Genomic DNA, 10659 nt, shown 5'->3' with positions numbered 1-10659 from the left:
GTTCGTGCTCCTCAACGGAGTAGGGCACCTGCCGATGGGCGAACAACCGCGTCAGCTGGCGGCCCTGATCGACACGTGGCTGGAGGAGGAGCTGGAGCTCCCCGCCCAGACCCAAGGGCCTCAGAGTGTGGCCAGCCCCTTTTCCTGCAGCTCCGCCAGCTGCGCGTAGAGCCCCCCGACGGCCCGCAGCTCGCGATGGTTGCCCTCCTCGATCAGGCGGCCGCGGCGCAGCACCAGGATGCGGTCGGCGGCCTCGACGGTCGCCAGGCGGTGGGCGATGACGATGGCGGTGCGGCCGCTGAGCAGGGTGTCGAGGTCCCGCTGCAGGGTGGCCTCGGTGGAGGGGTCCATGAAGGCGGTGGCCTCGTCCATCACCAGGACGGAGGGGTCGCGGATCGCCACCCGCGCCACGGCCAGCAGCTGACGCTCGCCGGAGGAGAGGTTGCCGCCCCGCTCGCGCAGCTCGGTGGCCAGGCCTTCCCCCAGCCTGCCCAGCAGGGGGGTGAGGCCGAGATCACCGCAGAGGCGCTCCAGATCGGCCTCACTGATGTCGGCATCGAGACGCAGGTTGTCGGCCACGTTGCCGCTGAACAGGAAGGTGTCCTGCAGCACCACCCCCAGGCGCCGCCGCAGGGTGGCGATCGGCAGTTCACGGATGTCCACCCCATCGAGGCGGATGGTGCCCTGCTGCGGTTCGTAGAGCCGGCAGAGCAGCCGGATCACGGTGGTCTTGCCCGATCCGGTGGGGCCCACGATCGCCACATGCTCGCCGGGGGCGATGCGGAAGGAGAGATCGGTGAGGATCGGATCGTCCGGGCGGTAGGCGAAGGAGACGTTCTCGAACTCCACCTCGCCGGGGCTGAACCGTTCGGCACCGGAGAGCACCGCGGCGGGGCTGCGCTGGCTGCTGGGCAGATCGGCGATCTCGATCGGCTGCTCGAGCAGCTCGCCGATGCGCTCCACGGCGGTGAGGCCCCCCTGGATCTGGGTGAAGCGCTCCGCCAGCTGGCGCAGGGGGTCGAACACCCGCTGGGAGAAGAGGATGAAGGTGGTCAGGGTGCCCAGGCCCATGGCCCCACCGGTGACCATGGCGCCTCCGAGGGCCAGCACCAGCGCGACGGCCGCCAGGGCCACCCACTCGATGAAGGCGGAAATGGCGCTGTCATAGAAAATCGTGCCGGTGACGGCCCGGCGATAGGCGTCGGTGGTGTGGGAGAAGCGCTCGCCATTGACGGCCTCACGCCGGAACATCTGCACCACCTCCAGCCCCTGGAGGTTCTCCTGCAGATCAGCGTTGAGCTGGCCCAGCTCCTCCCGTACCCGGTAGTTGGCCTTGCGGTAGCGGCCCTGCAGCCAGAGCACCCCCATGGTCACGGGCACCTGGCTGGCCAGCAGCAGCAGCCCCAGACGCCACTCGATCGAGAGCATGGTGAGACCGATCACCAGCAGAGTGACCAGATCGGAAAGCACCCCCACCGCACCGCTGCCGAACACCTCCGCCAGGGCGTCCACATCACTGGTGAGGCGGGTGAGCAGCTTGCCCACCGGCGTGCGGTCATGGAAGCGCAGCGACAGGGCCATCGCGTGGCGGAACAGGTCGTCGCGGATGCGGGCGGTGAGCCGCTGGCCCACCACCTGCACGTTGTAGGTCTGGGTGCCCTGCAGGGACAGACGCAGCAGCACCGCCGCCAGCAACATCGCCACCAGCACCCGCAGGGCGGTCGGCACCGACAGGGGGGCCAGCCAGGCCATCACCTCCTCGCCCCGGAGCTTGGAGATCACCTGGCCCACCAGCAACGGCTGGACGGAGGCCGCCAGGGCCAGGGGGATCAGGAGCAGCAGGGACAGCAGCAGGCGCTTGCGATCCCGGCCCAGGTAAGGAAGCAGTCGCCGCAGTCGCTGGCCATCGAGGCTGCTCATCGGGCGGGCATCTGGACGGGCCTGTGGACGGTGGCGATCCGCTCGACCAGGCCCTGAAGGGCCCCATCATCGAGGCGCAGGGCCAGGGGATGGCCGATCAGCCGGGCCGAGCTGGTGAACAGATCCTCGATCGCCACAAGGCCGTTGTCGCGCAGGGTGCGACCGGTGGCCACCAGATCAACGATCGCCTCGGACATGCCCGTGATCGGACCGAGCTCCACCGACCCGGTGAGGTGGATCAGCTCCACCGGCAGATCCAGCTGTTCGAAGAAGGTTTCGGCGCAGCGGGTGAACTTGCTGGCCACGCGGCAGTGGGCCGGCAGATCGGCGGCGCGGCGATAGCCGCTGCTGGCTTTCACCGCCACCGCCATGCGGCAGCCGCCGAAGCCGAGATCCACGAGCTGGGCCACCGGCAGCTGGTGCTCCCGCAGCACGTCGTAGCCCACCACCCCGAGCTGGGCCTGGCCATAGGCCACATACACCGGCACATCGGCGTTGCGGACCAGCAGGGCCCGTGCCGTGCCGCAGCGGCTCGGCACCATCAGCAGGCGGTTGTCCTCCTCCAGCAGATCGGAGAAATCCAGCCCGGCCGCCTGAAAGCGGCGCACCGAATCCTTCAGCAGGGCGCCCTTGGCCAGGGCGACGGTGATCGGGGACCGCTGGTTGGCGGTGATCATGGAAGCCAGCAGCAACCTGGACTGTAACGATGCCGGATCATGCCCAAGCCGGACCCCCTGTCGCGCTGCAGGTGGCGCTGCTGCCGGTGCTGCGCGACAACTACCTGTTCGTGCTCCATGACGGCCGGCAGGCGGCGGTGGTGGATCCGGCGGTGGCGGAGCCGGCGATCGCCTGGCTGAAGCAGCGGGGTCTGGAACTGGTGGCGGTGCTGCAGACCCACCACCACAGCGATCACATCGGCGGCACCCCCGCCCTGCTGGAGGAATGGCCCCGGGCGGAGGTGGTGGCGGCCCGCTCCGACCGGGAGCGGATCCCCTTCCAGACCCGGGGGGTGGCGGACGGCGACCGTTTCACCCTGCTGGGCCAGCCGGTGGAGGTGCTGGCGGTGCCGGGCCACACCCGCGCCCACATCGCCTTCCACCTGCCCCTGCAGGGGGAGCTGTTCTGCGGTGACACCCTGTTCGCCGCCGGCTGCGGCCGGCTGTTCGAGGGCAGCCCCGAGCAGATGCATCACTCCCTGGGGCGGCTGGCTGCGCTCCCGGAGACCACCCGGGTGTGGTGCGCCCACGAGTACACCGCCTCGAATCTGCGCTGGGCCGCGGCCCAGCGACCGGGGGATGGGGCCATCGCCGAACGGCTGGCCGCGGTGCTGCTCGCCCGGGCCCGGGGCAGGCCCACGATCCCCAGCAGCATCGGCGAGGAACGCCGCACCAACCTGTTCATACGGGCGGCGGATGGCCAGGAACTGGCCGCCCTGCGTCGCAGCAAGAACGATTGGTCGGACTGAACCGGCGCCGGATTAGGGCGAGAAGGCTGACACCTCTGGTCAGGAATGTGTTGCACGACACAACACAGACCGTGACCTGCCGGACCGAGGCACAACCCGGGTAATGTCACTTGGTTCAATTTCCAGCGGTCATGATGCAGACGGCTTCGATCCGATCGGACGATGTCCTGGAGACCGACGGCTCCATCAAGCTGCGCAAAGTGGTTCTGGCGGGTCGACTTGACATGCTGGGCATGGAAGACATCGCCCTGAAGCTCACATCGCTGACGGCCATCAAACCATTGCCGGTGATTCTTGACCTTCGCGACGTCAGCTTTCTGGCCTCCATCGGCATCCGCAGCATCATCTCCAGCGCCCGTGCCCTGGATCAGAAAGGCGGCCGCATGGTGATCCTGCTGGGTGACAACGAACTGGTGAAGGCCACGCTGGAGTCCACCGGGATCGACGACGTGATTCCGATGGTCGCCGATGAGGATCAGGCCGAACGGGACGCCCTGGCCTGAGGCTCGACCGATGGCGCCACCCCAGCCCGACGCCCCCACCCTCTCGATCCAGCCCAGCCCCCAGGAGCTGCGGCGCTGCTCCGAATGGCTCACGGACCACTGCCAGAAGGAGGCCGTTCCCCCCGGACCGACCGGCAAGCTGGACCTCTGCCTCAACGAGGTGCTGGCCAACCTGATCGACCACGGCGGGGCTGCGGATTTCACCTGCCCGGTGGATCTGACCCTGGAACTGGCCGATTGCGGGGACAGGGGTCTGGCGACCCTCACCATCGTCGATGCCGGCCCGGCCTTCGATCCCCTCGGCGCCAGCCGCGGGCCCCTGCCCCGCTCGCTTCAGGAGGCCGAACCCGGCGGTCTCGGCCTCCTGCTGGTGAATCGTTTCATGGATGAACGCAGCTACCAGAGGGCCGGGGACAGGAACGTGCTTAAGCTCGGCATCTACTTTTCAAAAGACCCCTGATCGGGAATGTGCGTCGAGCCCCCAATCTCCCTGGACCCCTCGACCACCGCTTCCCTGCCCTACAAGGACATTCCCCTCTTCCGGGATGTGAGGGAGGACGTGTTGCAGGCGGCGGTCCATCGCTGTGAGCTTCTGCCTCTGGCACCGGGTCAGGTGTTGCTCAGCCCGGGGCAGACCAACGAGGACATCTTCATCATTCTGGCCGGAACGGTCACGGTCCACCTCGGCGGCGACGGCTACCGCAGCAAGGGGATCGCCATTCCCATCGGTCAGTGCATCGGCGAGTTTTCCGCCATCGATGGCCGACCGGCCTCGGCCCTGGTTCGGGCGGAGGAGGAGGCGACCGTGTTGAGGATTCCCCAGCAGGTGTTCTGGTCCCACATGGTGCTGCTGCCGGGGGTGGCCCGCAACATGATGATTTCCCTGGTGGAGCGCACCCGGCTCACCAACCAGCTGACGCTGGAGGCCCAGCGGGAAGCCCTGGAGCTGTCCCACCTGCGCAAGGAACTCGACCTGGCGCGGGACCTGCAGCTCAACATGCTGCCGCCCCAGGGCTGCCTGTTCCCCGAGCATCCGGACATCGAGATCGCCACGCTGATGGAACCGGCCACCACGGTGGCGGGGGATTTCTTCGATGCCTTCTTCGTCGACAGCCACCGGCTCTTCGTCTGCATCGGCGATGTGTCCGGCCACGGCCTCGGGGCGGCGCTGTTCATGGCCCGCTCGGTGGGACAGCTGAGGATCCTGGCGAACACCGAAAGATCCCCGGATGCCGTGCTGCGCCGCCTCAACGACAGCCTCGCCGATGGGAACGAGGCCGGGCTTTTCGTGACGATGTTCTGTGGCTATCTGGATGTGACCTCCGGCCAGTTCACCTATTCCAATGGCGGCCACTGCCCGCCCCTGCTGCTGCAGGACGGGGAGGTGCGTCCGATTGCGATGCCGAAGGGGGCGCTGCTGGGCGTCTTTGCCGGCCGCACCTACCAGAGCCTGTGCCTGCAGCTCACCCCGGGCGACCTGCTGATGGTCTACACCGACGGAGTCACCGAAGCGGAGAACACCGAAGGGGAGCCCTTCGGTGTGCAGGGGTGCCAGGGCCTGCTGGCCGAAGCGAATCAGGCCCCCCTGGACACCCTCATCCAGGGGCTGCGCCAGAGCCTGCGGGGCTTCACCAGCAGCCAGCACCTTGAAGACGATTGCACCCTGCTGCTGCTGAGGCGCCGGCCCGTGGCCGGCCTTAGGGAGGGGAGCTGAGGCTCTCGGCCCTGCCCCCCTGGGGCAGGGTCACCAGCGACCGCCCACCCGGGAACAGCAGGGCCGACTCATCGGCACGGAACCGCAACCGGCCCCGACGGCCGTGGGGGTGGTCGGCCTCCAGGGGCGCCCGCCAGCGCAGCCGGTGGTCACCGAGCTGCACCTGGTAAAGCCATTCCCGGCCGAGGAATTCCCGGCCGGTGATCCAGGCCGGCCCCTCCTCTTCGGGCAGGAACTCCAGGGCCTGGGGGCGGACCATCACCTCGACGGGCTCCGAAGACGCGTGGCCGTCTTCCCCCCGGGACCGCAGCTCGAGGTCTCCGAGCACGGTCTGCAGGCGGCGGCCGCGCCAGCGGGCCGGCAACAGGTTGGACTGGAGCACGAACTGGCCCACGAAGGCGGTGGCGGGCTGGTCGACCAGCTCCCGGGGGGGAGCGCACTGGTGCAGCACCCCGTCGCGCAGCACCCCCACCCGGTCGCAGATCGCCAGGGCCTCCTCCGGATCGTGGGTGACCATCAGGCCGCTGGCGCCGCAGCGGGCCAGCACGGCCGGAAGCTCGCTGCGCAACCGCAGCCGCACCTCCACATCCAGGTTGGAGAAGGGCTCATCCAGCAGCACCACCGAGGGGGAGGGCGCCAGGGCACGGGCCATGGCCAGGCGCTGGCGCTGCCCGCCGGAGAGTTCGTGGGGATAGCGGCGCTCCAGGCCGCCCAGGCCCAGCAGATCGAGCAGCCAGGCCACCCGGGCCGTGTCCTGGCCGCGACGCAGGCCGAAGCAGGCATTCCGCCAGGCATCGAGGTGGGGGAAGAGGGCATCGTCCTGGAAGACCATGCCGACGCCCCGCCGCTCGGGGGGCAACAGGCGATCCGGACCCGCCACCTGCTGGCCACCAATGCTGATGCTGCCGCGGCCGGGACGCTCGAAGCCGGCGATCAGGCGCAGCAGGGTGGTCTTGCCGCATCCGGAGGGGCCCAGCAGACCGACCAGTTCCCCGGCACCAAGAACGAGGTCGATCCCCTTGAGGGTCCAGCCAGAAACGTCGCGACCCGGGTAGCGATACCAGAGGTCATCGATGCGGACGTGGTCGCGGGGAGCGCGGCCGGTGAGCTCCCCGGTGCTCGAAGCCGTGGTGGCTGCAGTGGCAGCAGGAGTGGCGGCAGGCGTGGCGATGGTGGTGGAAGAAGCCATAAGATCCCAGTCCCGCATTGTCACCCGTCATGAGTTCCAGCGCTGGGGGGAGTGACGAAAGGCACAGGCCCTTGTCTCATTCGGTCCATACAACGGACGCCCCCGCGCCGGTGGGCCCCTACAACCAGGCCGTGGTCGCCGGGGGCGTTCTGTATTGCTCCGGCCAGATCGCCCTGGATCCGCTGGGCGGCACGCTGGTGGGGGACGGCGACGTGGAGGCCGAAACCGTCCAGGTACTCACCAACCTGCAGGCGGTGCTTGCCGCCGCCGGCTGCGGCCCTGAGCAGGTGGTGCGCACCACGGTGTACCTGGTGGATCTGAACGATTTCGCCCGGGTCAACGCCCTGTATGCCGGGGTGTTCGGCGCCGGGGTGGCCCCGGCGCGGGCCTGCGTGCAGGTGGCGGCCCTGCCGAAGGGGGCGCGGGTGGAGATCGACGCCATCGCCGTGCTCGCCTGAGGCAACGCTGGTGGGGGGGGCCGGACTGCGGCAACCTGGGGCGATGGAAACCCCCTTCGGCACCTGGTTTCACGAGGTGGTGGTGATGACACCGGGCCGCTTCGAGGAGGCCGTCGATGCGGTGCTGGCGGTGCAGCAATTCAAGACGGTGGTGCTCCACCTCAGCGCGATGGCACCGGAGGAGGCCCAGCGCACCATCGACTTCGTCTCGGGTGGCGTGTTCGCCATGGACGGTCAGTCGGAGCGGCTGGGGGACACGGTGTTCCTGTTCGCTCCGGCCCTGGTGACGATCAGCCGGGATGGGGATGAGCGCGACTGAGCCTGCCAGGACCGGCTCCCCCGCCCTTGTGGCACCCGTGCCGGGGCAGTAACACGGGCACCGGTCCCGTCCTGCCCATGAAGCGATCCACCGGTCTGGCCCTGCTGGCCCTTGTTTGGGGTCTCGTGGCGCCCCCGGGTGGCCCCGGCCCCAGGGTCCTGGCCGCTGGCAGCGGCGGTCAGATGGTGCTGGTGCGCACCGAGCGGCAGCTGCCCGTCACCGGTGATCCGATCTGGGAGCTGCAGCTCCACCTCCCCGGCCAGCCGCCCCGGGCCTACGAGGCCCTGGTGGGCCGGGTGCGGCGCCAGGACGGCGACCGGGGCCGGCTGGGCAGCAAGGCGCCGCTGCCGCGGGGCCTCTACGCCGTGACCGAGATCACCCCCGTGGCTCCGACGGATGATGCCGAACTCGGCCGCTTCCTCTGGATCGGCCTGGAGCCGAGCTTTCCCACCGCCCGCCGGGGCCTGGGCATCCACCACGATCCCAGCGCTGGCCGGGGGCGCCGCAGCGGCACCGACGGCTGCATCGGACTGATCCACGGCAACGACCTGCTGGTCCTGGGCGATCTGCTGCGCCTCAGCGGCACCACCGAACTGGTGGTGCGGGACTGAAGGGCGTTCGCGCCTGGCCGGTGGTCAGGAACCGCCCGCCAGGGCCTCCTTCAGCCGGGGCTCGAGTTCCCTGCGCTGGGCTGGATCGCCCACCAGCATCAGGGTCCCGGTGCCGGGCCACCAGTTAATGCGCAGGTTGGAGACCCCGTCCTCAATGACCAGCATCTCGAAGGCCCCCTGGTGCACCCAGTGCCCGAAACAGCCGAGATCCGCGACCAGGGCCTGGAGTTCCTCCAGGGTTCCGTTGAACGTCACAGGTCCATCGCGGTGTGCGCGGAGTTTAGGGACTTCGGCAGGATCGGCTCTGCCTGAACCGGCACAACCGGTGACCCCTGCTCCTGGGGCAGCCGCTGCCAGCCCGGTTGCCAGGCGTCGCGGTCACGCAGTTCGCCCAGGGAAACCAGCAGGCGGTAACCGGGATCCAGCACCGCCTGCAGCTCCACGGTCCGCCCGCGGCCGCGGCCCCGCTGGCCCAGCACGGCGAAGTGGCGGTAGCCGCCGCTGCGCTGGGCCCGTTCGGGCTGGGCCGTCCAGGCGGCGGGGAGTTTGATCATGCGCGGCGCCGATGCCGTTCAGGGGGTCTGGGCGGAGAGGGGCTCCTCGATCACCGGGTTGCGAAGCACCCCGATCCCCTCGATCTCCACCTCGACCGTATCGCCGCGGCGCAGCCAGCGGGGCGGATCGGCCGCCATGCCGACGCCACTGGGGGTGCCGGTGAGGATCACGGTGCCGGCCGGCAGGGTTGTGCTGGCGCTCAGGAATTCGATGATCTCCGCCACCGTGAAGATCATGTCGGCGGTGCTGGCCGCCTGCACCGTTTCACCGTTGAGACGGGTCTGCAGTCGGAGGGCCTGGGGATCGGGGATCGCCGCGGCGGTCACCAGGCAGGGGCCCAGGGGGGCGAAGCTGTCGAAGCTCTTGCCGCGGCACCACTGGCCACCGCCGAGCTGGGGCTGCTTCTGCCAGTCGCGGGCACTGACGTCGTTGGCGCAGGTGTAGCCCAGCACCACCCCCAGGGCCTCGGAGCGCGGCACGTTGCGGCAGGTGCGACCGATCACCACCGCCAGCTCCCCCTCGTAGTCCACCTGGTGGCTGGCCAGCGTGGTGGGCAGGGTGATCGGCGCCTCCGGATGCTGCACCGCCCCCGGCACCTTCATGAACAGCACCGGCCAGGTGGGGATCACGGCGCCGGTCTCGGCGGCATGGCGGCGGTAGTTGAGGCCGATGCAGAGGATGGCCCGGGGTTCCAGGGGGGCCAGGATCCGCTCCACCGCGGCCGGCTCGCCCGTGGGCTCCAGATCGCCGAACAGGTCGCCCGCCAGGCGCTCCAGGCGGCCGTCAGGACGGCGACTGGCGAGGTGGATGGCGCCCGCCGCATCCCGATAGCGCACGATCTTCATGGGGGGCTGAACGGAGGACTGCCGGGGGGCTGCCGAGGGGGGTGCAGAAGGCCCGCAAGGACCACTTTCGCCCGTCAGCCCGTGGATGATGGGGGCGCCAGCGGAACCAGGAGCACGCCGTGGTCGCCGAACCCCGTCGCCAGCGGAGCACCACCCTCCGGGGCGCCGAGCTGCTCAATGATCCGCTGCTCAACAAGGGCACCGCCTTCAGCCGGGCGGAGCGGCGGGACCTGGGGCTGGAGGCCCTGCTGCCCTGGCAGGTGGAGAGCATCGAGACCCAGGTGGAGCGCTGCCGGCTGGCCTTCGGCGCCATGGGCAGCGACCTTGAGCGCTACGCCTACCTCCAGACCCTGAGGGAGCGGAACGTCACCCTGTTCCACCGCTTTCTCGCCGACCACATCGAACTGGCGATGCCGATCGTTTACACCCCCACGGTGGGGCAGGCGATCCAGCACTTCAGCCACACCTACCGCAGCCCCAGCCAGGGGATCTACCTGGCGGCGCCGCAGCAGGACCGGCTCGAGGAGCTGCTGGCCCAGGCCTGCGGCGGCTCCGCCGGCCGGGCGCCGGCCCTGCTCCTGGTCACCGACGCCCAGGGGATCCTCGGCATCGGCGACCAGGGGGTGGGGGGCATCCAGATCTGCCAGGGGAAGCTGGCCGTCTACACCCTCTGCGCCGGGCTGGATCCGGCCCGGGGGCTGCCGGTGATGCTCGACGTGGGCACCGATCGGCCCGAACTGCTCGCGGATCCCTGCTACCCCGGCCTGCGCCAACCGCGACTGCAGGGGGAGGCCTACACCGCGTTCCTCGAGCGCTTCATCACGGCGGTGCAGGCGGTCTGCCCCAGCGCCCTGGTGCACTGGGAGGACTTCGGCGCCGCCCACGCCCGCCCCGTTCTGGAGGCCTACCGGCACCGGGTGCCGAGCTTCAACGACGACATCCAGGGCACCAGCAGCGTCGCCGCTGCGGCGATCCTGGCCGGCCTGCGGCGCCTCGGCAAACCGCTGGCCGACCAGCAGATCGTCATCTTCGGCGCGGGCAGCGCCGGCTGCGGCATCGCCGACCGGCTCTGGCGCCTGC

14 protein-coding genes are annotated in these 10659 nt (G+C 70.0%); 8 read left to right on the top strand and 6 right to left on the bottom strand.

What is annotated here, in order from left to right:
* Positions 1 to 120 precede the first annotated feature (120 nt).
* The gene (locus tag KBZ04_RS09475; RefSeq protein ID WP_254991704.1) at positions 121 to 1920 is read right to left on the bottom strand and encodes an ABC transporter ATP-binding protein; all 1800 of its coding nucleotides are present in this window, start codon (positions 1918 to 1920) and stop codon (positions 121 to 123) included.
* Positions 1917 to 2597 carry an ATP phosphoribosyltransferase gene (gene hisG / locus KBZ04_RS09470; RefSeq protein WP_254991703.1) on the bottom strand — a complete coding sequence of 227 codons (681 nt, stop codon included), beginning with the start codon at positions 2595 to 2597 and terminating at the stop codon, positions 1917 to 1919. Before hisG ends, KBZ04_RS09475 begins: the two co-directional genes overlap by 4 nt.
* Before the next feature lie 29 nt (positions 2598 to 2626).
* On the opposite strand from hisG, the gene gloB reads away from it, so the two are divergent.
* The 4 genes from gloB to KBZ04_RS09450 all read left to right on the top strand — a co-directional run bounded on the left by gloB (position 2627) and on the right by KBZ04_RS09450 (position 5602).
* Positions 2627 to 3385 carry a hydroxyacylglutathione hydrolase gene (gloB, locus tag KBZ04_RS09465; RefSeq protein WP_254991702.1) on the top strand — a complete coding sequence of 253 codons (759 nt, stop codon included), beginning with the start codon at positions 2627 to 2629 and terminating at the stop codon, positions 3383 to 3385.
* A gap of 134 nt (positions 3386 to 3519) precedes the next feature.
* The gene (locus KBZ04_RS09460; protein ID WP_254991701.1) at positions 3520 to 3888 is read left to right on the top strand and encodes an STAS domain-containing protein; all 369 of its coding nucleotides are present in this window, start codon (positions 3520 to 3522) and stop codon (positions 3886 to 3888) included.
* Between the two features lie 10 nt (positions 3889 to 3898).
* Complete coding sequence (locus KBZ04_RS09455) at positions 3899 to 4348, top strand: ATP-binding protein (RefSeq protein WP_254991700.1); 450 nt, start codon at positions 3899 to 3901, stop codon at positions 4346 to 4348.
* 6 nt (positions 4349 to 4354) lie between these two features.
* Complete coding sequence (locus KBZ04_RS09450) at positions 4355 to 5602, top strand: PP2C family protein-serine/threonine phosphatase (protein ID WP_254991699.1); 1248 nt, start codon at positions 4355 to 4357, stop codon at positions 5600 to 5602.
* Here the strand turns inward: KBZ04_RS09450 and KBZ04_RS09445 are convergent.
* Complete coding sequence (locus KBZ04_RS09445; RefSeq protein WP_254991698.1) at positions 5586 to 6791, bottom strand: ABC transporter ATP-binding protein; 1206 nt, start codon at positions 6789 to 6791, stop codon at positions 5586 to 5588. The two genes, KBZ04_RS09450 and KBZ04_RS09445, sit on opposite strands and share 17 nt — an antisense overlap.
* 29 nt (positions 6792 to 6820) lie before the next feature.
* Between KBZ04_RS09445 and KBZ04_RS09440 the strand changes: the two genes are divergently transcribed.
* From KBZ04_RS09440 to KBZ04_RS09430, 3 genes are all read left to right on the top strand, one after another.
* The gene (locus KBZ04_RS09440; protein ID WP_254991697.1) at positions 6821 to 7249 is read left to right on the top strand and encodes a RidA family protein; all 429 of its coding nucleotides are present in this window, start codon (positions 6821 to 6823) and stop codon (positions 7247 to 7249) included.
* A gap of 43 nt (positions 7250 to 7292) precedes the next feature.
* Positions 7293 to 7568, top strand: a complete 276-nt coding sequence (locus KBZ04_RS09435; protein WP_254991696.1) for a cell division protein SepF — start codon at positions 7293 to 7295, stop codon at positions 7566 to 7568.
* A gap of 77 nt (positions 7569 to 7645) precedes the next feature.
* The gene (locus KBZ04_RS09430; protein WP_254991695.1) at positions 7646 to 8179 is read left to right on the top strand and encodes a L,D-transpeptidase; all 534 of its coding nucleotides are present in this window, start codon (positions 7646 to 7648) and stop codon (positions 8177 to 8179) included.
* A gap of 24 nt (positions 8180 to 8203) precedes the next feature.
* Here KBZ04_RS09430 and KBZ04_RS09425 read toward each other — a convergent pair whose 3' ends face one another.
* The 3 genes from KBZ04_RS09425 to KBZ04_RS09415 are packed head-to-tail and all read right to left on the bottom strand — an operon-like array spanning position 8204 to position 9579.
* Positions 8204 to 8434, bottom strand: coding sequence for a hypothetical protein (locus KBZ04_RS09425; RefSeq protein ID WP_254991694.1), 231 nt, complete (start codon positions 8432 to 8434; stop codon positions 8204 to 8206).
* Positions 8431 to 8733: a TIGR02450 family Trp-rich protein gene (locus tag KBZ04_RS09420; RefSeq protein WP_254991693.1), complete on the bottom strand. Its 303-nt coding sequence runs from the start codon at positions 8731 to 8733 to the stop codon at positions 8431 to 8433. Before KBZ04_RS09420 ends, KBZ04_RS09425 begins: the two co-directional genes overlap by 4 nt.
* Before the next feature lie 18 nt (positions 8734 to 8751).
* Positions 8752 to 9579, bottom strand: a complete 828-nt coding sequence (locus tag KBZ04_RS09415) for a fumarylacetoacetate hydrolase family protein (protein ID WP_254991692.1) — start codon at positions 9577 to 9579, stop codon at positions 8752 to 8754.
* A gap of 119 nt (positions 9580 to 9698) precedes the next feature.
* Between KBZ04_RS09415 and maeA the strand changes: the two genes are divergently transcribed.
* A partial coding sequence (gene maeA, locus KBZ04_RS09410) for an oxaloacetate-decarboxylating malate dehydrogenase (protein WP_254991691.1) occupies positions 9699 to 10659 on the top strand: 961 nt, incomplete at its 3' end.

It is taken from the genome of Cyanobium sp. N5-Cardenillas, from assembly GCF_024345515.1.
Lineage (GTDB): Bacteria > Cyanobacteriota > Cyanobacteriia > PCC-6307 > Cyanobiaceae > Cyanobium.
This window is presented reverse-complemented; position numbering and strand designations above follow the sequence as displayed.

Bases quoted from the DNA above. Each gene is read 5' to 3' on its own strand.
- KBZ04_RS09475 (WP_254991704.1), bottom strand. From the start codon at position 1,920: ATGAGCAGCCTCGATGGCCAGCGACTGCGGCGACTGCTTCCTTACCTG.
- hisG (WP_254991703.1), bottom strand. From the start codon at position 2,597: ATGATCACCGCCAACCAGCGGTCCCCGATCACCGTCGCCCTGGCCAAG.
- gloB (WP_254991702.1), top strand. From the start codon at position 2,627: ATGCCGGATCATGCCCAAGCCGGACCCCCTGTCGCGCTGCAGGTGGCG.
- KBZ04_RS09460 (WP_254991701.1), top strand. From the start codon at position 3,520: ATGCAGACGGCTTCGATCCGATCGGACGATGTCCTGGAGACCGACGGC.
- KBZ04_RS09455 (WP_254991700.1), top strand. From the start codon at position 3,899: ATGGCGCCACCCCAGCCCGACGCCCCCACCCTCTCGATCCAGCCCAGC.
- KBZ04_RS09450 (WP_254991699.1), top strand. From the start codon at position 4,355: ATGTGCGTCGAGCCCCCAATCTCCCTGGACCCCTCGACCACCGCTTCC.
- KBZ04_RS09445 (WP_254991698.1), bottom strand. From the start codon at position 6,791: ATGGCTTCTTCCACCACCATCGCCACGCCTGCCGCCACTCCTGCTGCC.
- KBZ04_RS09440 (WP_254991697.1), top strand. From the start codon at position 6,821: ATGAGTTCCAGCGCTGGGGGGAGTGACGAAAGGCACAGGCCCTTGTCT.
- KBZ04_RS09435 (WP_254991696.1), top strand. From the start codon at position 7,293: ATGGAAACCCCCTTCGGCACCTGGTTTCACGAGGTGGTGGTGATGACA.
- KBZ04_RS09430 (WP_254991695.1), top strand. From the start codon at position 7,646: ATGAAGCGATCCACCGGTCTGGCCCTGCTGGCCCTTGTTTGGGGTCTC.
- KBZ04_RS09420 (WP_254991693.1), bottom strand. From the start codon at position 8,733: ATGATCAAACTCCCCGCCGCCTGGACGGCCCAGCCCGAACGGGCCCAG.
- KBZ04_RS09415 (WP_254991692.1), bottom strand. From the start codon at position 9,579: ATGAAGATCGTGCGCTATCGGGATGCGGCGGGCGCCATCCACCTCGCC.